This window comes from Psychrobacter sp. SWN149, from assembly GCF_015864565.1.
Classification (GTDB): domain Bacteria; phylum Pseudomonadota; class Gammaproteobacteria; order Pseudomonadales; family Moraxellaceae; genus Psychrobacter.
Map to the genome: position 1 here is coordinate 18,241 of NZ_JADYWX010000007.1, position 24,312 is coordinate 42,552.

The window sequence follows — 24,312 nt, forward strand, 5'->3', positions numbered from 1 at the left end:
TAAAAAAAGCCAGCATAAGATAATTATCTTATACTGGCTTTTTTAACTTAAGTTTAAACGCTATATCAAACCTTTTCGCTTCATATTGCGATAGACCACGATAATAATGAGCAGGTTAGAGACCAGTATCCCAAGCTTAAACCAATCAAACGGGCTAACTATTAAATAGTAAATTTCTATAGGAATAAATACCCCATATCCTAGCACCCCAAACCAATATGCCCATGTTTTGTCATGCCACAAGCCATAAGCTTCAAGAAAGCGCAAACTGGCATAAGCAAATATCAATAATAAAAACAATGGCCAGTTCTTACTTGCCTGCTGAGCAATACGTACGGCACTGTCGATTTGCGGTGCGAGCAGATGACCGAAGCTGCGCTGCCAAGTATCCGTTGCCGTCGTCAGCCAATGATCAAGATTGGTATGCCACCACCATAATGCCCCTGCTCCCAATAACGCGCCAACACCTTTGACTACCTCATAAATGGCCACTGCTTTGATAGATTCGCTGGCTGTGCTGGGCGGTTTGGCTTGTTGACTACTCTTAGCACCCCTTTTATCACTCAAGGATGGCGGCAAATGGTCATCCTGTCGGGGCAAATTAGCCAAAGAATGTCTCCACAACACGTCCTTGCAACTGCTGATTGAAAAACGGCGTATTCTTACCGTTCGAAAGCATCGATTGTGCTGTCACTTGCCATTCAAGATTAGGGTCGACCAACACTGCACCACCGATGGCTTCATACTGCTCACTAATACCGGCAATTTTGGCAGGGTTGAGACAGATTTTGTCGACCAGTTGCGTGAGTGTTAAGACATCGTCATTCACCAGCTGACATGCCAGCGCCATAAACGTATCAAAGTTTGATATACCTGGCGTACTTTCAGCAAACGGTGCTTTTTTGGCCGTGCTATTCAATGGTTCATGGTGACTACAGATGGCATCGATAGTGCCGTCTTTTAGTCCGCGGCGGATGGCTTGCTGGTCCGTATTACTACGCAGAGGTGGCAGCACGTAAGCCTGAGCATTGAAGCCTTCTAAGTTATCATCGGTTAAATAAAGCTGATGCATCGCCACATCACAAGTGACTGGCAGACCTTTGTCTTTTGCCCAGCGCATAAGCTCGATAGATGACTTACATGATAGCTGACTGAAATGGGCGGCGATGCCAGTCTCTTCAACCATCAGTAGCTGCGTAGATAAAGCGACTGTTTCTGCAATCCAAGGAATCCCTTGTAAGCCATGATAGGACGCAATATAACCCTCATGTGCGACCCCATCTCCTGACAGACTGGCCTCATCAGGATAAAAGAACACTTTCATACCAAACGTCGCGGCATACTCTAATGTACGTAGAAGCACGAGGTCATTACGAAAAGGTCTACGCGCATTAGAGACTGCGATACAGCCGCCTTTTTTGAGACCTGCGATATTAGATGGCCGTTCGCCCTCTAGCCCTGCAGTCAATGCGCCCAAAATATGTAAGTAGATACCGCCATCTTCCAAGGCTCGCTCACGCAGCCCTTTTAAGAGGGAGCCATTTTCTAAGATAGGATTGGTATCAGGCGGCGTCACCACATGCAAGAACCCATTACCACGCGCAGCACTGCCTTCTGATTTTAGCGTACCGTGTTGCTGTTGGCCTGGCTCACGCAAGCGCGCACACAGATCAACCAATGGTGGTAATAGCCACATCTCACGACCAGATTTCAGTGTGGATAGCTTTTCTATCGTGGTTTGAGACAGCAACTCTTTAAAGGCGGTTGGCAGTTGGTCAATAATAGGTGCATCAGTATTCAGCATGGTAGACATAACGTTATTACCGTATCAATAAAATGAAATAAATGAGAATAAGTTCGCGCAATAGACTGTTACTTGCCAGCCGCTTGATGAGCACGCTGACCTTCCATCGCAAGCGATAAGACCGCCATTCGAATGGCAATGCCGTTATTTACCTGCTTTAAAATAACAGATTGTGCGCCGTCCGCCACGCTAGAGGCAATCTCAACACCTCGGTTCATCGGCCCTGGGTGCATAACCAATGCATCAGGCTTGGCAAGCGCCATACGCTCTGGTGTGATTCCGTAATGCTTGTAGTATTCACTTGATGATGCCAATAGCGGCGAGCCAATACGCTCATTTTGTATTCTTAATCCCATGATCACATCACAGTCAGTGACGCACTCATCCATGTTCTCATATACCTGCACACCAAAACGCTCAATGCCTTTGGGCAGTAAAGTGCGCGGCGCACAAACACGGATGTCTGTCACACCTAGCGTTTGCAGTGCACTGATATCAGAGCGTGCTACGCGTGAGTGTTTAATATCCCCAACGATTGCGATAGACAGCTCTTCAAATGGTCGCGGTGCCTCACGGTGAATGGTCAACATATCGAGCATCCCCTGAGTTGGATGTCCATGCCAGCCATCGCCGCCATTAATGATAGCAATATCAGGCGTCACTTCTGTCGCCATAAAATGCGCGGCACCTGATGCTGAGTGGCGTACCACAAAGATATCTGCGGTCATTGCCTGTAGATTCCACAGCGTATCGCGTAGGCTCTCGCCCTTTTTGGTACTAGAGCGTTCAATATCGATATTGAGTACGTTTGCCCCTAGTCGTTTTTCGGCCACTTCAAACGTCGTGCGCGTACGCGTCGATGGTTCAAAGAACAGGTTCATTACCGTATAGCCCTCTAACTCAGGACGATTGATCAGCTGCCCATTGTCATCAAAGAAAGTCTCTGCTTTTGCAATGATCGCCTGTAGTTGGGCCTTGTTGAGACCTTCAACGCCCAAAAAGTGGCGAATACTACCATCAGTATTGAGCTGCGGACGACTGAGTGATGTATTGAGCCTTTGATGAATGGTACTAGGATCAAATTTTGCATAATCAGTCGGCGAAATCGTATGCATAGAGCTGCTATCGAGAGAATTTGACATAATGACAAGTCTTTATAGTAGGTTTATATGGGTCTATATTAATCGCTTATTCATCGTTTTTCGAACATTTATCACGGATATACACAGAGACAAGGACATTTTCACGCTTATTTGCTACAATTCACCGTAATCAAACCCGCCAAAAAAGCAGCCTATCAGGCAGAGCAAACAAACACGCAGTACGCTTATCGCCAATGATTTTGTCAAAACTATAAACGAATAACAATAGATATAGTGTAGCTGATTTTGTGGTCGGGACAAAGATGCCGTATTAGCTATTTAAGAATTTACCTATTTCAGGTGTGCTATCACGTGTGCTGAATGCCACATGCTTCTTTACTTTGACAACTATCCGTTTCTTTACTTTTCATACCCTTTATTAGGAAGCCTTATGACGACCTTAGCAGACTATCTAAACGAACATGCCACTACCCCTGCACTCAACGACGTGATTACCACTGTCACTGATGTCGGCAAAACGATTTCACAACTGCTTAGAAAAGGCGCTTTAGCAGATATCTTAGGCGAAGCTGGCAATCAAAACGTCCAAGGCGAAGAGCAAAAGAAACTTGACGTACTGGCCAATGACCTACTGCTAGATGCCTTGGCAAAAAATGCTCATTGTGCTGGTGTTGCATCAGAAGAACTCGATAACGCTACCGCTGCTAATGATGATGGTAGCCTATTGGTGTTATTTGACCCATTAGATGGCTCATCAAACATCGATATCAACATGGCAGTGGGCACGATTTTTTCTGTTTTGCCGTATGAGCGCCAAGGTCAAACCAGTGAAAACAGCGACTATTTGCAAGCAGGTAATAAACAGCTAGCAGCTGGTTATCTATTATATGGCACCTCTACTGTACTAGCGCTGACTATCGATGACAAGGTTGTGATGTTCAGTCTAGACCCAGAGACGTCCGACTATGTGTTGATAGAAGACAACGTCCAAATCGATGCCGATACCAGCGAATACGCCATCAATAGCTCAAACTATCGCTACTGGCGTGCTCCGATGCAGCAGTATATTGATGAGCTCATCGCAGGTGAAACTGGTGTACGTGGTCGCGACTTTAATACCCGTTGGGTAGCCGCCATGGTTGGTGACGTCCATCGCATTTTATGCCGTGGCGGGCTCTTCACTTATCCGTTTGACACCAAATACGCTCATAAAGCTGGCAAATTACGCTTGATGTATGAAGCCAACCCAATGAGTCTATTGATTGAGCGAGCGGGTGGCGGCGCAACCGATGCAGTCAATCGTATCCTAGATATCGAACCGACTGACATTCATCAGCGTGTCCCTGTGGTACTTGGTAGCAAAAATGAAGTCAATTACGTCAAAGATTTGCACGTTAACTATTCTGATAAATAATTAGAATAATTATTAAGTACGATCAGCCTAATGTTGGATAATCAATATTAGGCTGATCATCTACATTACTCCCACTCTCTTCTCTAAGTGACTCACCATGGTAACAAATCCCACCGAGCTGATTACCTCAGATAAGAATACGACCGTCAAGCTCGTAAAAGCGCTGCTCGCACAGGCTCGCCAGCGTAAAAAGCACGGTCAGACAGTCATAGAGGGCGTTCATCTCATTGATGCCGCACTTCGTAGCGATTATCCATTCGTCCAGATACTCTTGTCTGAATCGGCACGCAGTCACGCTGAAGTTCAGCAGGTGCTTACTCGCCTGCCCACTTACACGCCCATTCTCACTTTATCAGATGCACTTTATGAGAGTATCCGCAGTTTGGGTACAGGCATCGATATCATGGCAATCATTAAGGTACCTGAGCCTAATTTATCGATGATCGATGAGGACTGCCTGATCCTAAATGACGTACAAGACAGTGGCAATGTCGGCACGCTATTACGCACAGCAGCGGCCATTGGTATAAAGAATATCCTATGTACCAGTGCAACGGCTCAAGCTTGGTCTCCTAAGACGCTACGAGCAGGTATGGGCGCACAGTTTGCGCTGACTATCTATGAGGGTCTGAGCACACAAGACATTTTAGATTATGTACAAGTGCCACTTTTAGCAACCAGCTCACATACCGATACCTTGATTTACGACCATGATTTATCTGCCCCAGTGGCTTGGATTATGGGACACGAAGGTCAAGGCGTCAGTGATGAGCTGATGCAGTGTGCCACGCCTATCGCTTTACCGCAGCCAAACGGTCAAGAAAGCTTAAACGTAGCGATTGCAGGGTCGTTATGTCTGTATGAGACCTTGCGTCAACGAAACTACTCTTAGCCTCCATTTATAACTGCTATTAAAACTCTATCTATCAAGCATAAGAAAACCCACCATCAATTGATGGTGGGTTTTTTATGTACGTCTATTACTACTGATATATTAAACCTTGCTGGTTAGCTCAGGTAGTGCTGCGAACAAATCCGCTTCTAAGAAGTAATCAGCCACGCTAGCGATAGGTGCTTCTGGATCATTATTGATAGCAACAATCACTTTAGAATCTTTCATACCAGCCAAATGCTGAATCGCGCCTGAAATACCAGCAGCGATATATAAGTCTGGTGCAACGATTTTACCCGTTTGACCAACCTGCATATCGTTTGGTACATAGCCTGCGTCAACAGCGGCACGTGACGCGCCAACAGCAGCGCCTAGCTTGTCTGCCAATGGCTCGATGTACTTAGTGAAGTTTTCACCATTTGCCAATGCACGACCACCAGAAACCACGATGCTTGCTGAGGTCAATTCTGGACGATCTGACTTAGCCATCTCTTCACTAACGAAGCTTGCTTTGCCAGTTTCTTGTACGTTATCGAGGGTCTCAACAGTGGCTGAGCCGCCTTCGCTAGCTACTGGATCAAATGCTGTCGTACGTACAGTCAATACTACTTTAGCTTCTGAGGTTTTCACAGTTGCCGTCGCGTTACCTGCATAGATAGGACGCTCAAACGTTTGCGCATCTACCACACCAGAGATTTCTGACAACATGCTCACATCAAGCAAAGCGGCAACACGTGGCATAAAGTTTTTGCCAGTGGTTGTCGCAGCCGTTAAGATATGGCTATAGTCACCCGCAATATCTGCAACCAATAGCGCGATGTTACCTGCCATTTGGTGGTCGTAAGCAGCGTTATCTGCAAGCAATACCTTCGTCACGCCTTCAGCCTTTGCTGCTTCATCAGCGACTGCCTGAGCACCGCTACCTGCGACCAATACATGGATATCATCGCCCATTTGCTTAGCAGCAGCGATTGTATTTAAAGTTGCCTTTTTTAGACTGACATTGTCATGTTCTGCATATACCAAAATTGCCATGATTTTAATCCTTTATTTATTCGTATCATCTATTCATGCGGTTGTTTGCGTACAGAGCCAGCTGTATCGATGCTATGCCTATGGTCTATGTCAAATAAACACGCTAGATATATAGCCCTGTACCTGATATGCCGTAGCGAAGTATCCAATCATTAAAACATTAAATGACTTTTGCTTCGTTTCTTAGCTTATCGACCAACTCATCAACTGACCCTACTGTAATACCAGCTTTACGGTCAGCAGGTGGCACGACTTTAATAATCTCTTGCTTAGATGTCATATCAACACCGAAATCCGCTGGCGTTTTTTCATCAAGTGGTTTTTTCTTCGCTTTCATGATGTTAGGCAATTTAGCATAACGTGGTTCATTCAAACGCAAGTCAGTGGTGATAACCGCTGGTAGAGCCAAAGCAACCGTCTGCAGGCCGCCATCGATTTCACGCGTGACGTTTACTTTATCGCCTTCAACTTTCACTTCTGATGCAAACGTGCCCTGACCGATACCCATCAATGCCGCTAGCATCTGGCCCGTTTGGTTGTTGTCATCATCGATCGCTTGTTTACCTAGCAAGATGATATCTGTGCCTTCGGTTTCAGCGATGCTTTTTAGAATCTTAGCCACTTGTAACGGATATGGTTTTTCATCACTCACTACTAGTACGCCACGGTCAGCACCCAGTGCTAGTGCTGCACGGATCTGCTCTTGCGACTCTTTAGGACCGATTGATGCAACAATGATTTCATCAATGACGCCCGCTTCTTTTAGACGAACGGCTTCTTCTACAGCAATCTCATCAAAAGGGTTGATTGACATTTTAGTGTTTGATAAATCAACGCCAGAGTTATCGGCTTTTACACGAACTTTTACGTTATAATCAATGACACGCTTGACCGCTACTAATGCTTTCATACGTTCCTCGTTTATTAATGTTATGAATTAAAAATTATCAGTTAAGAACCAAAGGTTCATCGTTGTTCAAACTGTCGTTCAAAATTGTGCTAAAGGTTATTACTACATCAACAAATATATTGTTCATTAAAAAGATGGGCCATTATCAAAATAATAATAACACTGCATCTCTTGATAATAAATAATAATAAATCTGCTAAGGCTAAGCCAACCGTTATTATCAGACCTATGTATCTTGCGTGAGCATGCCCATAAGGTCAAGACACTGCCGTGAATAATGCGTCATAAATTTGTCACCACTCTACAATAAATCTTCTATAAGTCCATAATGTTGTGATTTTCTTAGATTGATTTACTTTAGCGTCTGCACCTTTATAACATTCTGTGTGCTAGACGTACTTAGTATTTTGTTATTATTTCTCTCTTTGAGATTAACTATTCAAAATGATTGAGTAACCGAGGCTTATTGCGTGCCATTCTTGTTAGCATCGATTAACAATTCACTGTCACGTATGTCATCGAACAGTGACCAGTCAGGTGCCACATCGTTGTGCTTGATGACACTCATATCACCTGTCGTTTCCATAATAACTGCAAATACCTCAGTTTTAGATTTGATACCATTTTTGCGCAGCACTTCTTGCACATCACTCCTACTGAGATTCGCCTCTTTTAAATTATCTGAGAAATACTCGCCATGCGCCATGAGTATAATCGCCTGATTGTCTATCAGAGCTTTTAGTGGTTTTACTTTACGTCTAATCAGTGAGACAACGCCCTGAATCAAAAACAGCACTGCCACAGCACACAAACCTTGCAGCAGAGAGGGCTTATCGGACAGTACAGTCGAAGCTAATATACTACCAATGCCCACTGTCATAGCAAAATCGTGGCTCGATAGCTTAGAAAAACTGCGTAGACCCATCAACCGAGTAAAGAGCATCAGGCCAATATAGAATCCAACCGCCGACAAAGAGATGCCTATAACTTGTTGCCAGTCAATTGAAAGCCAAGTCTCCCATTTCATAACAACTCCTTATCTATTACTATTATTTTTTTGAATTAATCTCTTTTATTAGTTGACGACGATGGTGAAAAAATCAATAGCATTTCGTTTTTCTCAAAAAAATGACACAAAAAAAGCAACCTGATGAGAGGTCGATTTTTGATAAAGCCTGATAAAACCTGATAAGCCTAAACCCTTTGTTTTACGTGCCTTTGGTGCTAATATAATCACTTGTGATAACGTTAGTGCAAACGTGGAAATGGCTACCAAGTGGCTACCAAAATGGCTACCAAATAAAGGTAATAAGACAATGGCTAAAGCAGACCTAACAACTGATACCCAAATCAAGAAAGCAATCAAAGACACTATTAAGGCTACCAACACAGCCAACTACCCTATTGCTGGCTACAAAGGCTTAGAGCTACGCATAAGACCCCACAAAGACAGCCCAGACGCTACCACAGACTTTAGACACCGTTACACCCACCCTATCACTGGCAAACGCCCATACATGACATTAGGACAATATCCAGCGTTAAGCCTTGCCGATGCCCGCCAATACCACAGCGACAACATGCAGCTATTAGCCAAAGGTATAGACCCTATAGAGCATAGAGCCGATGCCAAGCAAAAAGAAATAACAGACCGTCAAAATACCTTACAATACTTCATTAATGAATGGCGCGATATTGAAACTAGCAAAAACCTAGCTGCAGCTACTATTAGTAAAAACAAAAAACTGTTAAAACCGATTGAGAGCCAGCTAGGACATATGAAGGTTACAGATATAACCCCTAGTATTGTTATCAAGTTTATTAACAACATTCAAAAAAATTACACTTACAAAGGATTGAGAGTAAAAACAGTATTAAAAAGCATCTTACAGATTGCAAAAGCTCATATGGTGATTGAGTACAACCCAGCAAGCGAGCTACAGGGAACACTCAAAAATCACAAGGTCAAACACCGCCCAGCGTTAAGTAATGATGTTACCTCGTTTGCCAAACTGCTAAACGACATTGACCAGTTAGACGATACAAGCCAGCTATATAACAAAAGCATCTTACAGCTATTAGCCCTTACGTTTGTTCGCATTGGTGATGCTTGTGCGATGCAGTGGGCAGATATTGACCTGAACGCCAAGCAATGGCATTTAGAGCCGCAAAAGAGCAAAGGACGGGGCGACATGGTGGACAGCATACTCATACCGCTAGCACCGCAAGCTATGGCTATATTGGAGCGTATGCAGCCACTGACAGGCGATTATGATTATGTATTCTATAATAGCAGACGCAAAAAAGCGCCCTATCACCATGTGCAAGAAATCAACAAAGTATTGAATAGTGAATTGATGAATGATGGACAAGGCTACAAAGGCATTCACAGCCCACACGGTTTTAGAGCCAGTGCAAAGACTATGTTAATGGAACGCCTAAACTATGATGAATTAGTCACTGAGCTGGCACTAGGTCACGCAATGCTTAACAAGTACGGCAAAGCATACAACCGCATGACGGCAATAGATGATAGAACGCGCATGATGACCGAATGGGCAAACTACCTTGACCAGTTAAAAGCTGGCAAGTTTGATAATGTGATCCGTGCTGACTTCAAGGCACAAAAACGAAAGCTAGGTTAATACTTAGCACCAACCATGCAAGGCTAGGATTAATTACCCGAACGACAGCTATTTTTACACGCCTTAAGCTGTCAATGCCTTGTACCTTTTTATGATTTAGAGGTGTGTAATTAAAGGCGCGTTATTATGTTAGATTATTACACCCTTCAAAAGACAATTTCAGAATTATCTAATGATGAACACGAATATACAGCTAAAGACATAGCCACATTATGCAGACAAGGCAAGTTAACCCCTTTATTCTCTTATAATCGTTATATAGCCCACATAACACCAATAATGGATACTAGAACAGGCAAGGATTATGAGGGCTTTGAGCCAGCTACTATGAAATTATTTAATGATGGTTATCTAACCAACCGCAAACTATTAGACTTATTAGACGGCTATAGCGATAGTGTTGCTATTGGCCATGCTCGTGATGAGATGGGCTACGAATGTGAATTGTATTATAACGCTATTAATATATATCGTTATTTTAATGATGAAAACTATAGCCCCTATAGTGATAATGATATTTTAACAGTCACTAAAGAGCATCTATCCTTCAAACGTGAGCAAGTACAAAGCTATATAGCATCAAGGCAGAACAACGAGCAGAATACCCCTGAGCAGCAAGAAATAGCCAAGCTAAAAAAGGAGATAGCAGACCTTCAAAAGCAATTAGAGGAACGTAACGACACGCCAGCTTATGACACCTTATTAACAGCTATCCATGATAAGAGCAATGAATACCACGCCCCTGATTTGAGCCACGCTGTTAAGTTATGGAGTAATCTATATATAGATGGACTGATAGGCACTGACTCACATTCAAACAAAGCCGATAGATGGATAAACAGCAATACTTCTTATGGTAATAATGCTGAGGACAGCTCAGTAAAGAGATTAAGACAAGTTAGCACGCCATTAAAGGATTTTGGAGGGCAGCGTAAAAGATAAACTTTCAGCTAAGTCATTGATTTATATATACCTTAGGTAGCTTACCTAGGGTATTTTTTTTGCTTACCCCACTTACCTGACCTGCTAGGTAAAAAGTTAATGTGTGATCTTCAATCAGCACTAATCAACGGAGATACAGCAATGACAAACCTGAGCACTACCACCACCGATAAAGCCAAACTAGCCAGCAATGGTTACACACGCATAATGCCAATGGCGGACTATTTAGGCGTACACCACCAAAGCATTAGACGATGGATCAAGCAAGGCAAAATGCCCGCCCCTAAATCAGTAAACGGCTTACAGCTTTTTGACAATGCCGAAATTCAAGCATGGTTAGAAAATCAGAAATCAGCTAACGAGGGGGTTTAATCATGAATACAGCCGAACTCAAAGACATAATCGAAAACCTTGAGCACTGCAGACGGTTAACGACAAGAATAATGACCGCAATGCTAGAGGAGGATTTAAGCCCGTCCGATTTTGAATTCAATATGCAGGTACTAGCAAGCGATATTGATGACGAGGGTATCCGATTAAATGTAATCCTGAACACCATTACAGACAATAAAGGGGCTACTAATGAGTAATCATAACAAAGACCATCTAAAAGCCCATGACAGCGCACAGGAGCGCAAAAAGACGGACAAACTTGGCTTACTAATAGAGTTTGTCATATTCATGGCAGTGGTGTTAGTGATAGGCATTTACTCTATATTGTCATTGACCACATGCCAGCAAAACAATAAACAGGCAGCGGACAAGATACAGCATGATAAGGATAATAAATAATGAGCACACTACAAACAAACAGCCATGAAAAAGCCCATGCTGAGAACATGGGCGACTTCATTAGCTATATTGCTGATATTGAAAACTTGACACCTGAACAACGCGCACAAGATACAGATATCAGCCAGTTAGACGGCTTGCAGAATGATTTAGGACTACCAACCAATCATATAGATAATACGCGCTATCTACACGATGATATTAGCATGAAGGGCGGTAATAGCAAAGGTGAAAGACTGCCTAATACTAAAGGCAGGTATGGCCTTGTCATGGTCAATAATAAGGGCGAACCCGTCAACATAGCAGCACGCACGCCAAACAATGATAACGAGTCGCCCATCATATCGGACACCACACAAGCAAGTGCCTACGCTATAGGCTTAATGAGTCATGATAGCAACTGGTGGCTAGTGACCGACCTAAGCGATGCCGTGATGTTATACGCTGCCTTAGCCGTGAATGATCCTAATGTCACTGTGTTGGCATGCCTTAATAAAAGTATGTTTGATATGACGTTAAGACATTTTAGCGAAGTCAAAACCATTCATATTATGGACACAGCCCAGTACAAGGACAGGCTTGTTAAACGGCAAGCAGGTATAAATGCCATTGCTCATATAACGATAGATAGCATCATTAGCAGACTGAACGAAGGTGATTTAATAGGCGACCTTATTACAGATGCGGACACTATCGAGCTTGAAGTGCTGGCATGGGGCGAACCTGAACCCTTAGCCAGTGACCCAAGCCAGCCCACACCATACCCTATAGACGCGTTCACAGGCTTACTAAAAAAGGTTGTTAATGCGGTAGCGTATTACTCACAAGTACCTAATGCAATGGCGGGACAATGCGTTTTAGGAGCACTGGCACACATGGGGCAGCGATTTATTGATGCACCTATGGGGCACGGTCACCAACCCGCTAGTTTAATGATAATTATTGAGGGCGAAAGCGGATCAGGCAAATCTCAAGCTATGGGCTTAACTCACTTTAAAATTAGAGAGTATGAACGCCAACAATACGATATTTATATAAAAGATATTAAAAAATGGGATAAGGACAAAGCAGCAACGCCTATTAAAAACATGCAAGCGTTTCTTGAAGCAAACCCAAAGCCAAAAAACCCCGTAACCGTATTTAGAGATGCCACTATCGAACCGATACTAGATAAATTTGTTAGTAATGAAATGTATAACGCATCATGGACAACAGACGAGGCGGGGCAATTTTTTAGCGGGCATACCATGAAAGGAGATACCGCAGGCAATGCCTTGTCAGCACTTACTACAATGCATAGTGATGGTGAAATATCCCGCCTACGATCACAAAAGAACGCTTATGCTATAGCTAAAACCAACGCCTATCACGTCCGATTAACGCTAGTTTTGATGGGGCAAAGAGTAGTATTAGAAGGAGCATTAACTGACCCGCTAATGAATGAACAAGGATTTTTAGCCCGTGCCTTGATTTCTTGTCCTGAAGACTTGCGAGGTAAAAGAACGTTAGACGATATGCAGCGTATAAAAGATAACCCGCATGATAACCCTAATTTAATAGAGTACTGGACACGCTGCCAAAATCTACTAACCCCCTTCTTAGGTAACATACCAAGAGGATTAGACAGCAAAGACAGTCCACGTATAAAAATACAATGGGCAGATGATCAAGCAGAACAAGTATTTTATCAGCATATGCAAGGCATAGAAAACAGGCAAGCAAAAGGCAAGGAGTTTGAATATCTAAAAGGCTATGCGTCACGTATGGCAGAAAATGCCAGTCGTATAGCGTCATTAATGGCTTACTTTGAAGGGCGCGAGACTATAACCACTGATGATATAACACGGTCATTTACGTTAGTAGAGTATTCAACAGCTGAACGTTTGCGCTATCTTGATGCAACACCGCAAGGTGTACAGAACGATAGTGAGAAGTTATCTAGCTGGCTAGTGGATAAAACCAAGCATAAAATCCCGCCTATAATAAATCGTACTGATGTTTTTAATGGCGCACCTAAGCCGATGCGTAAAAACAATAAGGTGCTACAGAATGAGCTTGATAACTTAGAAAGTATGGGACATATCAAACAGATGGAGGACGGTAAAAAGAAAGTGATCTATATTAATCCTAAGTTATTTATATAAGCGTGTGTACCTGAAAACGTGCCTTTTTTGCCTAAACAGCCCTTAGCCCTTACAGCTAGGGGCTTTTACTTATTAAAGGCGTTTGCCTAACCGTGCCTTTTTTGCCTAAACCGTCCTAAAGTTATAGCTATTTAGGCACAATAAAGGCAATTTAGGCACACTTAGGACGGGGGCATTACTAACTCAATCGCTTACAGTGTATGGCTTACAAGTAATTTAGGCAATTTAGGCAGCTTTTAGGCGGTATCTATTGGCAGGCATGAACGTCTGCTTTTTTTGTGCCTAATGTTTATAAATATTTATCGTAAGATCAGTTTGAGCACTAGCAGCCTGTTAAGGCATGTTAAGGTTTCCCCTAGTTTTCGGACACGTTAGAACCTAACATTCAATATAAAGATACAAGGTAATAAACCTGTCAAAACCTTACATTTAGAAACAACTTGCATCGTCTTACATGTTGTCAAAAGCTAACATTCAAGCGTTAGAAAACCCAATCAGAAAATACTAAACACTGGCATAGATATCCCTAAGTTTGGGGTTATTTATTTTTTAGAGTCCCTAAAAAGAGGAGTTTTGCGAATCCATAAAAAGGGACTTTTTGGACAAGTATCGAGAGAGGTTATTACACAATTTAGGGACTTTTGCGACAAGTAACGTAAGAGTAGGACTTACAGCCACTATCAGTAGGTTAATGCTAGGTTAAAAAGTTAAAGCAAGTTTAGGGACAAGTATCGTAAGCACGAGCCACCGCTAGTTAATGTTAAGGACGCTAGAAAAGCAGGCAGGTAACAGCATAGCTTACATAATAATTACATCACCCTATGGCTACCAATAGCCAAAATTTAAAGCTACTGGCTACCAAAACGGCTACCAAATATTAATAGTATTAATAAATACCCAATAAAAACAATAACTTAAGCACAAAAAAAGCAACCTGATGAGAGGTTGCTTTTCTTTAAAATAGGTACAGTATTTTTATTGTTTTAACAAACAAAGCTATCAATGCAGATTCATAATCTAATTGTCATTAAGTTCACTGAAAATCAGTTTACTCAATAACGAATGAGATTATAGTGCTTCGATTTGCTCAGCTTGTGGGCCTTTTTTGCCATCACCTAAGATGAAAGATACTTTTTGGCCTTCAGCTAGGGTTTTGAAACCGCCACCTTGGATAGCGCTGTAGTGAGCGAATACGTCTTGTCCGCCATTGTCTTGAGCGATAAAACCAAAACCTTTAGCTTCATTAAACCACTTTACAGTGCCTTCAACTTTATCTGACATAAATTTTCCTGACTCTTTAACTGTTGGCGAGACTTGTGTCATCACCGATTAATTGATATATACCTGAGTATCTTGTGCTAAATGCGGCGGTTCAAAATTTAAAATATTCTTAAAGAAAACTTAAAATTCTCACCTCAAACACTCTTGGTATAATCTGATTATAACAGTTTTCCATGCAGGTAACAGTCTAAATTACTGATTTTTGTAAATAAGTTTTAACTGTCTTTATGAATCAATATGGGCAGAAGACAGTCATATATCATATTGATATAAAAGATTTTTCTGAACTATCGGCATTCATCATCTAGCGATAAATACTCTCTCTAACCAAATAAGATAGAAAATTATGGTATACACATTTTAATAGTGCCTACTGTGCTACCGGTAACCATGCTGAACTGAGTACCAATAAACATAATGCAAAAAACACTAAGGAGAACGATTGGCTGTAGGCGATATATTTGGCTGGTATGACGAGATCTTTTGGAGAATCAGGAATGCCTTTACGCTTTAGTAGCTTTGTGCCATATACCCAACCAAAAGTCGTATACAGACCGTAGGCTGCAGGAATCGTTATGGCCAATGGTGTCAGTTCAATCACGTATAACATCAACACCGAGATAAAAAACCACATCGTATCTAAGAGTGAGCTGAATTTAAAAAATTTAGATTGAGGCAGTTTGCCGTCAGTTTGCTTGAGCATCTCCCCTTCTATCCAAATTAAAACTGCTACCACAGCGCTAAAAATAACATAGACGAATTGCGGCGTTAGCCAGTCTGAATAAGATATTTGCACAACATACAACCTGTAATCTATAGAAAGAGAGTGTAGGGAACTCATTTGCCTTAATCATTCAGAGACAAATGCTAATCGTAAAAGCGCTTTGGTCAATGCCAAGGTGCCGGCTCATATTAGAGAGACATTTTATATTGGGTAACGACTACCTGTTTTCAACCAAGATATACAAGGGTACAGACATCTGCTAAAAATTGCACATAAAAAACCCGTGCTATCTACTGATAACACGGGCAACTTACTCTAAATCAGATATTTATCTATAAAAAGAATTAGTTCTTTTCTTTATCGATGATTTTGTTGCCACCAATCCAAGGCATCATGCCACGTAGCTTAGCGCCAGTGATTTCGATTTGATGCTCAGCATTGTTACGACGACGCGCGGTCATTGATGGATAGTTAGTAGCGCCTTCAGAGATGAACATTTTTGCATATTCACCAGACTGGATACGTTTTAGTGCATTACGCATGGCTTCACGTGACTGCTCATTGATGACTTCAGGGCCTGTGACATATTCGCCGTACTCAGCGTTGTTACTGATTGAGTAGTTCATGTCAGCGATACCGCCTTCATACATCAAATCAACGATAAGCTTTAGCTCATGTAGACATTCAAAATAAGCCATTTCTGGTGCATAGCCCGCTTCTGTTAGCGTCTCAAAGCCCATTTTAACCAGCTCTACTGCGCCGCCACAAAGTACGGCTTGCTCACCGAATAGATCCGTTTCAGTTTCGTCTTTGAACGTGGTTTCGATGATACCTGAACGACCACCACCAACACCAGCAGCATAAGATAGTGCTAGTTGTTTGGCTTGACCTGAAGCATCTTGATAGATTGCGATAAGATCAGGGATACCGCCACCTTTTGCAAATTCTGAACGTACAGTATGACCTGGTGCTTTTGGTGCAACCATGATGACATCAAGATCGCCACGTGGTACGACTTGGTTATAATGAATCGCGAAACCATGAGCGAAAGCCAACGTAGCGCCTTCTTTGATGTTTGGTTCGATCACGTCATTATAAAGCTCTTTTTGGAACTCATCAGGCGTCAAAATCATAACAACGTCAGCAGCTTTTACCGCTTCTTCTACTTCAGAAACTTTTAGGCCAGCATTTTCAGCTTTTTTCCATGAGCCTGAGTTAGCGCGTAGGCCAACCGTTACATCGACGTCTGATTCTTGTAGGTTAAGTGCGTGCGCATGGCCTTGTGAACCGTAACCAATAATGGCAACTTTTTTACCTTGGATAATTGATAAATCACAATCTTTGTCATAAAAAACGTTCATAAATAGAGTCCTTGTCTTCAATCATGGCTTGCCATGGATAGTAAACGCTTATGCTATAGCCAATATAAGAACTAAGATAAGCGCTTTGTTGATTTAGATAAATAATTCTTGATTAGAATAATTTTTAATCAAAATAAGTCGTAATAATGATTAAATGCTAAGCGTTTTTTCGCCGCGAGCAATACCGATAACACCCGAGCGAACCACTTCCATAATACGCTCACGTCCAAGCACATCAATGAAGCCGTCAAGTTTGGCCTTGTCACCGACGATTTGAATCGTATACAAGTTGGCATTTACATCGACGATTTGTGCACGGAAAATATCTGCGCTGCGTTTAATCTCTTCACGTATACTGCCAGTTGCCCGTACTTTGATCAGCATCAATTCACGCTCAACGTGTACGTTATCCGTTAGATTAAGCACTTTAACCACTTCAATCAATTTATGCAATTGCTTAGTGATCTGTTCAATTCTTTCGGGTGAAGTAATGGTCGTCAACGTCAAGCGTGAAATGCTTGGGTTGTCAGTAGGCGCGACGTTGAGCGTTTCGATATTATAGCCACGCTGTGAGAACAAGCCGACTAGACGCGACAACGAACCCGCTTCGTTTTCCATCAATACCGAAATCAGATGTTGTTGTTGCATTAGGTACGCTCCCCTTTTGTTAACCACATATCACGCATAGCCTGTCCAGCGATTTGCATCGGATACACATGCTCATTACGATCGACATAAACATCGATAAATACCAGTTTGTCTTTCATGGCCATCGCTTCAGCCAATTGTGCTTCCATGGTCGCAGGGTCAGTAATTTTGATACCGACGTGACCATAACTTTCAGCCAATTTGACAAAATCTGGTAAGGAGTTCATATAAGACTGAGCATGGCGACCTTCATACAGCATGTCTTGCCACTGCTTCACCATACCTAGCTGTGCGTTATTTAAGTTCAATATTTTGACTGGTAAATTGTACTGTAGGCAAGTCGATAGCTCTTGGATGTTCATTTGAATAGAGCCTTCACCCGTGATACAAACTACATCACGCTCAGGGTTAGCAAGCTTGGCTGCCATCGCATACGGCAGACCAACACCCATGGTACCAAGACCACCTGAGTTCAGCCATTGACGTGGCTCATTATAGGTATAGTAAAGCGCTGCAAACATCTGATGCTGACCGACGTCACTCGTGATAATAGCGTTACTATTAGTCACTTTATCTAGAGCTTGTACGACACTTTGTGGCTTGATACCATTGTCTGTACTGGTGTCATAACGCAAACCATGACGCTTACGCCACTCATTAATCTGTGACCACCAATCTAGCAATGCATGCTGCTCTAGTTGCTTATCTTCACCGACTATTTCTAACATATCAGTTAGGACAGACTTTACATCGCCAACGATAGGAATGTGCGCAAGAATGGTCTTTGAAATCGAAGTGGGATCGATATCGATATGAATAATAGTCGCGTTAGGACAGAATTTTTTGACGTTATTGGTTACGCGGTCATCGAAACGCGCACCAACTGCCAAAATAACATCAGCATGATGCATGCTCATGTTGGCTTCATAGGTACCGTGCATACCGAGCATGCCCAAGAACTGCTCATCTGAGCCAGGGAACGTACCAAGACCCATCAATGTGTTGGTCACTGGTAAATTCAGACGATGAGCCAAATCGGTCAGCTCTTCGTGGGCCTTACTCCAAATCACACCGCCGCCTGCATATACGACAGGACGCTGCGCGGCTAATAAAGTCTCAACCGCTTTTTTGATCTGACCGCTGTGGCCTTTAAGTGAAGGCTGGTAAGAGCGTATAAATACCTCTTCTGGGTACTCATAAGCGAATTTTTCGCTAGGGGCAGTCATATCTTTTGGCACATCAATGACGACAGGGCCTGGGCGTCCGGACTGCGCGATATAAAAGGCTTTTTTGACGATCATCGGAATTTCGCTAGCATGGCGTACTTGGAAACTATGCTTAACGATAGGACGTGACACACCGACCATATCCGTTTCTTGGAAAGCGTCTTCGCCGATTAGGCTACTTGGCACCTGACCTGCAATCACTACCATCGGTACTGAGTCCATAAAGGCTGTCGCAATAGCAGTGACAGTGTTCGTTGCACCAGGACCTGAGGTGGCCAATACGACGCCCGTATTACCCGTTACTCGTGAATAAGCATCTGCCATGTGACCAGCGGCTTGCTCGTGACGCACCAAGATATGCTCAATGGCTTCTTGCTGAAATAGCGCATCATAGATGTGCAGAACAGCACCGCCTGGATAACCAAAGATATATTTGACACCTTCGTCAGTCAGCGCTTGTACCAGCATTTCAGCGCCCGATAGCATCACAGGCTGTGCACTACCTTCTGCCAGGCGTTGTTGTTTTTCTTCAAAATTTTTGGCGGCATTACCCGTTTGGGTATGTCCTGTCATATTCGGACTTTGCGTGGTTTGAGTCACTGTCATCACCTTTTTTTGCGGCGAGAATTCGCGGTATCTTAGCGTCAAAATAATCCAATATCAGCATTATTTTGCCTTCATTTGACACCAGCCAATCCTTGTCCATATCAAGAATTTCTGCCTATTATACTCAAGCAATGCGTCCTTTTGAGGTAGCATATTACTCAAATACAGCAATATATGTATGGTCAGGTTTGTGACAGATTTATCGATATATAATGACAAGATGCGAGCGCATCTATAAAGAGACTTATTATTAAGGATTACGACGAGCCAATATTGAACGAATCATTGCGACAGATTTATAAATATTGATAGCAATATTTCAGTCGCCAATATTGATTTATAAGAATATTAAATCTTATAAGTCTATTTAGGAAACCACAAAACTATGTGTTTATATCTCGTTTAACGCCACTGCATGTTCGCATTTAGCCATTTTAAATAATAAGTTTATCTCAGTCATTGTAGACGGATAAGTCCGGAGACAATGGATACAGCGATCGATAATAGTCATCATACCTACTACCTGCGCCCTATCATTATCACAAAGAAAATAGAACTTCTTAAGTCACCGATAAGCAACTTATAGCGCTTATTTTCAAGTGCCACGGCAATATCATAAAAGCCGCTCACTGACCAATCAACAGCTATTATATTCGGTGGTTTGCGCCGTATTGTCAAGAAAAACTTATAAACCCTACCCCTAACTATTGGTTATTAAATAATATACATTGATAAGTATTATTTGTTAGAATCAAGTGCTAGTACGTTACCGTTATCACCAAGACATTCAAATATTACTTCCATACATCGTTCGTTCAAGATAATTTGGATATAAAAAAGGCAAATAATAGCGCTATTAGTGTTCAGTAGACTAAATAAATAGTAGAACATACAAGCCTGATACCGTATTCAAGTTATATAAGACTGACCACATCTATTTTTTGACCAAAAAGAGGATTGCTACTATGGCATATGCGTCTAAGATACACACCGCTGTCAAATTATTAACAAGTACCGCGTGTATGCTAATGCTGTCTATGAATGCCAGTCAGGCCATTCAAGTCTATAAGTCGATTGGGGCGCATGGTGAAGTTAAATACAGCCAACATGCCCCGCAGGTGGGTAAAAATATTGAGCTGATCGAGTTCCGTAGTGACGGTAGACAAAACAATGCCGGACAGTTAGCTGGTAAAACAGATGCCAGTCAGAGCAACGCCCCTAGTGCAGAAGAACAAAGAGTCGCAGCGCTTGAGACACGTATTAAAGAGCAAGAAGCTCAGGCGAATGCTCAGCGCTGTCAGTCGCTACGCAATAACTTGACCAACTTAAACGTTGGTGGACGTATCTATGAGATGGATGCCAGTGGCAAACGTCAATATCTAGATGGTCGCGAAATCGAGCTGAAACGTGAGCGTGTTCAGCAGGCAATCAGCCAATACTGTGGTAATGCTGCCACTTAATCGCTTCAATACATAATAGTCATCAATTGCATCACATGGCGAATGGCTGCTGGCATGTCTTGAGCTTGCAGTCCTCGCTGACCAACCAAAAGCTGCTCGCTACGATGGCTTCCTGATGTTTGATTGACCAGTGTATCTCCAGCAAACCCATGAATCATCACGGCTTGGTGCAAGCAGCGCGATAATGCGCTTAAGTCTTGTTGTGCAAGCAGACCAGCCATCACTCCAGATAGTACATCGCCCATGCCAGCGGTTGCCATACCAGCATTGCCCACATTACATACATATATTTGCTGTTGTCCTGCTATTTGCTCCAGCACCAATGACCCTGCCCCCTTTAGCACCCAGTCGCCACCATAAATATCAGCCAACTGTTTGAGCGCTTTTAGCCTGTCTTTCTCTACCTCGCTTATTTTTTGATCGAGTAATCTAGCCGCTTCGCCACTATGCGGTGTCAGGCAGACTCGATAATTGGCGCTATATTCTCGAAGCTCTTTTACCAGTTCATGGTTGCCCATATGCAGCGATGCTAAATGATAAAGTCCATCGGCATCAATCACGATTGATTTTTGCTGTGCTATGGCAGTCTGTATGTAGTCGATAAATAGCGCTTTTGCTTTTTCGTCACGGCCCAATCCCATGCCAATAGCCACGACGCTAGCTTGCTCAATCAGCGTCTTTACCCCCTCTGCATCATGTAAGTTGATGGTCATCGCATCTGGCAATGAGGTTAGTAAGGCACCATGGAAGTCCTCATGACAGGCAACGGTTATCTTTCCCGCGCCCGTTGCCATTGTACTACTTGCAGAAAGTATTGCCGCACCGCCCATACCTTGAGAGCCATTGACACGATTGCCACCGATAATCAGCACATGTCCATAGCTACCTTTATAACTGTTTTGGCGTCGCGGCTTCATACTGTGTGCCGCTGTCAATAAGGTGGCCACTGGCACGCCTACTTGAGAGTTGTCTTGTACAGATAGTTTGTCAGGCGCTATACAGTGATCAGCTGTTTGATATAGTGAGTGTTGAATAGGGATCAGTGGTATGTCGATTACCTCTCCGCTATAGTCAGTGCCATCTTTGGTGTGTAGACCAATTTTTCGCGCAATCAAACACAACGTTACATCAGCTTGTATGGCTATGCGCTCAAACACTTGCCCTGTAGAGGCTACCAACCCACTTGGGATATCAACGGCGACTGAGAGCGCACGATGCTGCAGAGTGGCATGGTTAAAAGCATGAATCGCCTGTTCATAAATACCTGTCGGTACACGGTCAAGCCCAATACCAAACAAAGCATCGATATATATATCTGCTGACAAAGCCATCGCTTTTAATTCAGCATCACTAATTTTGTCCCTATCAAACGCGTCAAAACCTTGATAGTTAATATTGTCAGACAGGGCTATTTTTAACGCTTTGGTAGCGTCAGTGTCGACATCACTGCTGATATTCTCTTGCTTGGTTGTCTTTGACTGGCGATGTCCGATTAGGTCATGATCGCTAAATCCTACTGCTATGACCTCCACTTGCCAGCCAGCTTGCTGCAAATAATGAGCGACGAGCCATCCATCACCACCATTATTGCCCTTTCCTACCCAGATACTTGCGCGTGGCAAATAAGCACTGCGATGATAAACATCATTGTTATCCGAAGAGTGATGGCCTAGATACTTTTTCTCAAAAAGTAGCTCTATTTGCTGCGTCATTTGCCAAGCCGCTTGTTGCATCAATCCAAAGCTGTCATATCCTTGTGTAAACCATGCTTGCTCCATAGCATAAACCTGCTCGCTACTATACAGCGCAATGGGCTTGGTATTTTTGGCAGATGATAAGTGCAGCTGATTTTTCATGACTAAGCCCCTTTATTTAAGTCTCGCTATTTTTACTGATGTTTTTATAATATTGGGATATAACTTATATTCTTTGATATCAGCCTAGCAAACCCTTGCATCCATTTATGTATCAATATGCAGGTAAGTTTATGTTCTTTTATACTTGCGCTCATGACTCACTGGCTTATCATAGCGGTATTAATATAATCACTGACGATCAGACATGAATAATTCCACCGAGTTTACCCAGCACACACCTGTCAAGAGCGAGAAAAGCAAAAACACGATTGCGATTAAAGAGTCAATCGAGTTTATAACAGCAGCGGATGTGAAGCAATGGATCACAGAACAAGCACAAGCATTAGGGTTTGCTGACTGTGGATTCTTGTCTGTGCATCATCCTTTGTTTGCCAAGCAAATGGATCAATTACAGCAGTGGCTTGATAAAGGCTTTGAGGGCCAATTGCAGTTCATGCACAACAATCATCATTTGCGGGCGCACCCTGACCAGTTGGTAGAGGGTGCAAAGACCATCATCAGCGTACGGATGGATTACTTGACTCAAGCGCCCACACCGCGCACTGTCGAGGATAATGATCAGCCCAATCAAGGTATCATCGCGCGCTACGCAAGAGGACGCGATTATCACAAGACAATGCGAAGTCGCTTAAAACAGTTGGCGCTGAATATCGAAGCAATGCTACCGGAATGGCAGCATCTAAATATTGGCTCAGAAAAAGAATTTATTTTTAGACCTTTTAGCGACTCTGCCCCAATCTTTGAGCGGCCTATTGCCGATGCGGCAGGGCTTGGCTGGACAGGAAAGCATACCTTGCTAATTAATAAACAAGCGGGTTCGTTCTTTGTACTTGGCGAGTTGTTTTTAAGCCTTGAGCTGCCTGATGATGCGCCTGTCAAAGAACACTGTGGTAGTTGTAGCGCCTGTATCGATATCTGTCCTACCCAAGCCATCGTAGCACCTTACCAACTAAACGCTGCTGCCTGTATCTCTTACCTGACTATCGAGCATGACGGCATTATTGATACCAAGTATCGACGTGCGATTGGCAATCGGGTCTTTGGCTGCGACGATTGTCAACTTATCTGCCCATGGAATCGATATGCCAATCTGGCTACTGTCGATGACTTTGCCCCGCGCCACAATCTTGATAGCAGTAGTTTACTTGAACTGTGGCAGTGGCAAGAAGCTGAGTTTCTAAAAAACACTCAAGGTAGTCCATTGCGACGCACAGGTTATGTCAATTTTTTACGCAATATTGCCATTGGACTTGGCAACGCAAATGCCAGCTTAGAGACAGTCGAACAACTGCAATCCAAATTGGGCATACATAACCCTATGCTTGATGATCATATCGAATGGGCGTTGCTTGAACAGCAGAATAAATTGGCAGCGCAATAAAAAACGCTCTCTAAAATTATGCATTAAAAAAGCCTCTTAATGATTAAGAGGCTTTCTTGCATTGTAC

General features: G+C 42.9%; 22 protein-coding genes. 10 read left to right on the forward strand and 12 right to left on the reverse strand.

The features are described from left to right. Positions 1 to 60 precede the first annotated feature (60 nt). Genes I6E86_RS11615 through I6E86_RS11625 form a run of 3 tightly spaced genes read right to left on the reverse strand, consistent with a single transcriptional unit; the run spans position 61 to position 2,946 of the window. Entirely contained in the window at positions 61 to 609 is a 549-nt protein-coding gene (locus tag I6E86_RS11615; RefSeq protein WP_227680644.1) for a DUF2127 domain-containing protein, read from the reverse strand. Beyond that, positions 602 to 1,813: a dihydroorotase gene (locus I6E86_RS11620; protein WP_197177605.1), complete on the reverse strand. Its 1,212-nt coding sequence runs from the start codon at positions 1,811 to 1,813 to the stop codon at positions 602 to 604. The genes I6E86_RS11615 and I6E86_RS11620 overlap by 8 nt, the downstream gene beginning before the upstream one ends. A 59-nt stretch (positions 1,814 to 1,872) precedes the next feature. Then, entirely contained in the window at positions 1,873 to 2,946 is a 1,074-nt protein-coding gene (locus tag I6E86_RS11625; RefSeq protein WP_197177606.1) for an aspartate carbamoyltransferase catalytic subunit, read from the reverse strand. 391 nt (positions 2,947 to 3,337) lie between these two features. Between I6E86_RS11625 and I6E86_RS11630 the strand changes: the two genes are divergently transcribed. Further along, positions 3,338 to 4,321 carry a class 1 fructose-bisphosphatase gene (locus I6E86_RS11630; RefSeq protein WP_197177607.1) on the forward strand — a complete coding sequence of 328 codons (984 nt, stop codon included), beginning with the start codon at positions 3,338 to 3,340 and terminating at the stop codon, positions 4,319 to 4,321. A gap of 97 nt (positions 4,322 to 4,418) precedes the next feature. Continuing rightward, positions 4,419 to 5,213: a TrmH family RNA methyltransferase gene (locus I6E86_RS11635; protein WP_197177608.1), complete on the forward strand. Its 795-nt coding sequence runs from the start codon at positions 4,419 to 4,421 to the stop codon at positions 5,211 to 5,213. A gap of 102 nt (positions 5,214 to 5,315) precedes the next feature. Here I6E86_RS11635 and I6E86_RS11640 read toward each other — a convergent pair whose 3' ends face one another. The 3 genes from I6E86_RS11640 to I6E86_RS11650 form a co-directional block, all read right to left on the reverse strand. Continuing rightward, positions 5,316 to 6,248, reverse strand: coding sequence for an electron transfer flavoprotein subunit alpha/FixB family protein (locus tag I6E86_RS11640; protein ID WP_197177609.1), 933 nt, complete (start codon positions 6,246 to 6,248; stop codon positions 5,316 to 5,318). Positions 6,249 to 6,408: 160 nt separating this feature from the next. After that, positions 6,409 to 7,158: an electron transfer flavoprotein subunit beta/FixA family protein gene (locus I6E86_RS11645; RefSeq protein ID WP_197177610.1), complete on the reverse strand. Its 750-nt coding sequence runs from the start codon at positions 7,156 to 7,158 to the stop codon at positions 6,409 to 6,411. Between the two features lie 463 nt (positions 7,159 to 7,621). Then, on the reverse strand, positions 7,622 to 8,185 hold the full coding sequence (locus I6E86_RS11650; protein ID WP_197177611.1) for a DUF421 domain-containing protein: 564 nt from the start codon (positions 8,183 to 8,185) through the stop codon (positions 7,622 to 7,624). 238 nt (positions 8,186 to 8,423) lie between these two features. Here I6E86_RS11650 and I6E86_RS11655 point away from each other — a divergent pair, with 238 nt between their 5' ends. From I6E86_RS11655 to I6E86_RS11680, 6 genes are all read left to right on the forward strand, one after another. Beyond that, positions 8,424 to 9,803, forward strand: coding sequence for a tyrosine-type recombinase/integrase (locus I6E86_RS11655; protein ID WP_227680648.1), 1,380 nt, complete (start codon positions 8,424 to 8,426; stop codon positions 9,801 to 9,803). Between the two features lie 126 nt (positions 9,804 to 9,929). Next, positions 9,930 to 10,745 (forward strand): hypothetical protein, encoded by an 816-nt coding sequence (locus I6E86_RS11660; protein WP_197177613.1) that lies wholly within the window; start codon positions 9,930 to 9,932, stop codon positions 10,743 to 10,745. Between the two features lie 141 nt (positions 10,746 to 10,886). Continuing rightward, positions 10,887 to 11,117 (forward strand): helix-turn-helix transcriptional regulator, encoded by a 231-nt coding sequence (locus tag I6E86_RS11665; RefSeq protein WP_197177614.1) that lies wholly within the window; start codon positions 10,887 to 10,889, stop codon positions 11,115 to 11,117. Positions 11,118 to 11,119: 2 nt separating this feature from the next. Beyond that, positions 11,120 to 11,335 carry a hypothetical protein gene (locus tag I6E86_RS11670; protein ID WP_197177615.1) on the forward strand — a complete coding sequence of 72 codons (216 nt, stop codon included), beginning with the start codon at positions 11,120 to 11,122 and terminating at the stop codon, positions 11,333 to 11,335. Then, positions 11,328 to 11,537 (forward strand): hypothetical protein, encoded by a 210-nt coding sequence (locus I6E86_RS11675; protein ID WP_197177616.1) that lies wholly within the window; start codon positions 11,328 to 11,330, stop codon positions 11,535 to 11,537. The genes I6E86_RS11670 and I6E86_RS11675 overlap by 8 nt, the downstream gene beginning before the upstream one ends. After that, a complete protein-coding gene (locus I6E86_RS11680) occupies positions 11,537 to 13,681 on the forward strand; it encodes a DUF3987 domain-containing protein (RefSeq protein ID WP_197177617.1) in 2,145 nt (714 codons plus the stop codon). The genes I6E86_RS11675 and I6E86_RS11680 overlap by 1 nt, the downstream gene beginning before the upstream one ends. Before the next feature lie 1,068 nt (positions 13,682 to 14,749). Here the strand turns inward: I6E86_RS11680 and I6E86_RS11685 are convergent. From I6E86_RS11685 to I6E86_RS11705, 5 genes are all read right to left on the reverse strand, one after another. Then, entirely contained in the window at positions 14,750 to 14,962 is a 213-nt protein-coding gene (locus I6E86_RS11685; protein ID WP_194365184.1) for a cold-shock protein, read from the reverse strand. A gap of 370 nt (positions 14,963 to 15,332) precedes the next feature. Beyond that, positions 15,333 to 15,758, reverse strand: coding sequence for a hypothetical protein (locus tag I6E86_RS11690; protein WP_194365183.1), 426 nt, complete (start codon positions 15,756 to 15,758; stop codon positions 15,333 to 15,335). Positions 15,759 to 16,030: 272 nt separating this feature from the next. Then, positions 16,031 to 17,047, reverse strand: a complete 1,017-nt coding sequence (gene ilvC, locus I6E86_RS11695) for a ketol-acid reductoisomerase (RefSeq protein ID WP_194365182.1) — start codon at positions 17,045 to 17,047, stop codon at positions 16,031 to 16,033. A 150-nt stretch (positions 17,048 to 17,197) separates the two neighbouring features. Next, entirely contained in the window at positions 17,198 to 17,695 is a 498-nt protein-coding gene (gene ilvN / locus I6E86_RS11700; protein ID WP_194365181.1) for an acetolactate synthase small subunit, read from the reverse strand. After that, entirely contained in the window at positions 17,695 to 19,407 is a 1,713-nt protein-coding gene (locus I6E86_RS11705; RefSeq protein WP_197177696.1) for an acetolactate synthase 3 large subunit, read from the reverse strand. Before I6E86_RS11705 ends, ilvN begins: the two co-directional genes overlap by 1 nt. A 1,085-nt stretch (positions 19,408 to 20,492) precedes the next feature. On the opposite strand from I6E86_RS11705, the gene I6E86_RS11710 reads away from it, so the two are divergent. Next, positions 20,493 to 20,987 carry a DUF4124 domain-containing protein gene (locus I6E86_RS11710; protein ID WP_194365179.1) on the forward strand — a complete coding sequence of 165 codons (495 nt, stop codon included), beginning with the start codon at positions 20,493 to 20,495 and terminating at the stop codon, positions 20,985 to 20,987. A 5-nt stretch (positions 20,988 to 20,992) separates the two neighbouring features. On the opposite strand, the gene I6E86_RS11715 is transcribed toward I6E86_RS11710, so the two are convergent. Beyond that, a complete protein-coding gene (locus I6E86_RS11715; RefSeq protein ID WP_197177618.1) occupies positions 20,993 to 22,843 on the reverse strand; it encodes an NAD(P)H-hydrate dehydratase in 1,851 nt (616 codons plus the stop codon). 205 nt (positions 22,844 to 23,048) lie between these two features. Between I6E86_RS11715 and queG the strand changes: the two genes are divergently transcribed. Then, a complete protein-coding gene (gene queG, locus I6E86_RS11720; RefSeq protein ID WP_197177619.1) occupies positions 23,049 to 24,245 on the forward strand; it encodes a tRNA epoxyqueuosine(34) reductase QueG in 1,197 nt (398 codons plus the stop codon). Positions 24,246 to 24,312: the final 67 nt, after the last annotated feature.

Coding starts and splice junctions, on each gene's coding strand:
- I6E86_RS11680 (WP_197177617.1), top strand. CDS start 11,537: ATGAGCACACTACAAACAAACAGCCATGAAAAAGCCCATGCTGAGAAC.
- I6E86_RS11640 (WP_197177609.1), bottom strand. CDS start 6,248: ATGGCAATTTTGGTATATGCAGAACATGACAATGTCAGTCTAAAAAAG.
- I6E86_RS11670 (WP_197177615.1), top strand. CDS start 11,120: ATGAATACAGCCGAACTCAAAGACATAATCGAAAACCTTGAGCACTGC.
- I6E86_RS11710 (WP_194365179.1), top strand. CDS start 20,493: ATGGCATATGCGTCTAAGATACACACCGCTGTCAAATTATTAACAAGT.
- I6E86_RS11635 (WP_197177608.1), top strand. CDS start 4,419: ATGGTAACAAATCCCACCGAGCTGATTACCTCAGATAAGAATACGACC.
- I6E86_RS11705 (WP_197177696.1), bottom strand. CDS start 19,407: ATGCTATCGGGCGCTGAAATGCTGGTACAAGCGCTGACTGACGAAGGT.
- I6E86_RS11645 (WP_197177610.1), bottom strand. CDS start 7,158: ATGAAAGCATTAGTAGCGGTCAAGCGTGTCATTGATTATAACGTAAAA.
- I6E86_RS11620 (WP_197177605.1), bottom strand. CDS start 1,813: ATGTCTACCATGCTGAATACTGATGCACCTATTATTGACCAACTGCCA.
- I6E86_RS11650 (WP_197177611.1), bottom strand. CDS start 8,185: ATGAAATGGGAGACTTGGCTTTCAATTGACTGGCAACAAGTTATAGGC.
- ilvC (WP_194365182.1), bottom strand. CDS start 17,047: ATGAACGTTTTTTATGACAAAGATTGTGATTTATCAATTATCCAAGGT.
- I6E86_RS11655 (WP_227680648.1), top strand. CDS start 8,424: ATGGCTACCAAGTGGCTACCAAAATGGCTACCAAATAAAGGTAATAAG.
- I6E86_RS11685 (WP_194365184.1), bottom strand. CDS start 14,962: ATGTCAGATAAAGTTGAAGGCACTGTAAAGTGGTTTAATGAAGCTAAA.
- I6E86_RS11665 (WP_197177614.1), top strand. CDS start 10,887: ATGACAAACCTGAGCACTACCACCACCGATAAAGCCAAACTAGCCAGC.
- I6E86_RS11660 (WP_197177613.1), top strand. CDS start 9,930: ATGTTAGATTATTACACCCTTCAAAAGACAATTTCAGAATTATCTAAT.
- queG (WP_197177619.1), top strand. CDS start 23,049: ATGAATAATTCCACCGAGTTTACCCAGCACACACCTGTCAAGAGCGAG.
- I6E86_RS11625 (WP_197177606.1), bottom strand. CDS start 2,946: ATGTCAAATTCTCTCGATAGCAGCTCTATGCATACGATTTCGCCGACT.
- I6E86_RS11630 (WP_197177607.1), top strand. CDS start 3,338: ATGACGACCTTAGCAGACTATCTAAACGAACATGCCACTACCCCTGCA.
- I6E86_RS11675 (WP_197177616.1), top strand. CDS start 11,328: ATGAGTAATCATAACAAAGACCATCTAAAAGCCCATGACAGCGCACAG.
- ilvN (WP_194365181.1), bottom strand. CDS start 17,695: ATGCAACAACAACATCTGATTTCGGTATTGATGGAAAACGAAGCGGGT.
- I6E86_RS11715 (WP_197177618.1), bottom strand. CDS start 22,843: ATGAAAAATCAGCTGCACTTATCATCTGCCAAAAATACCAAGCCCATT.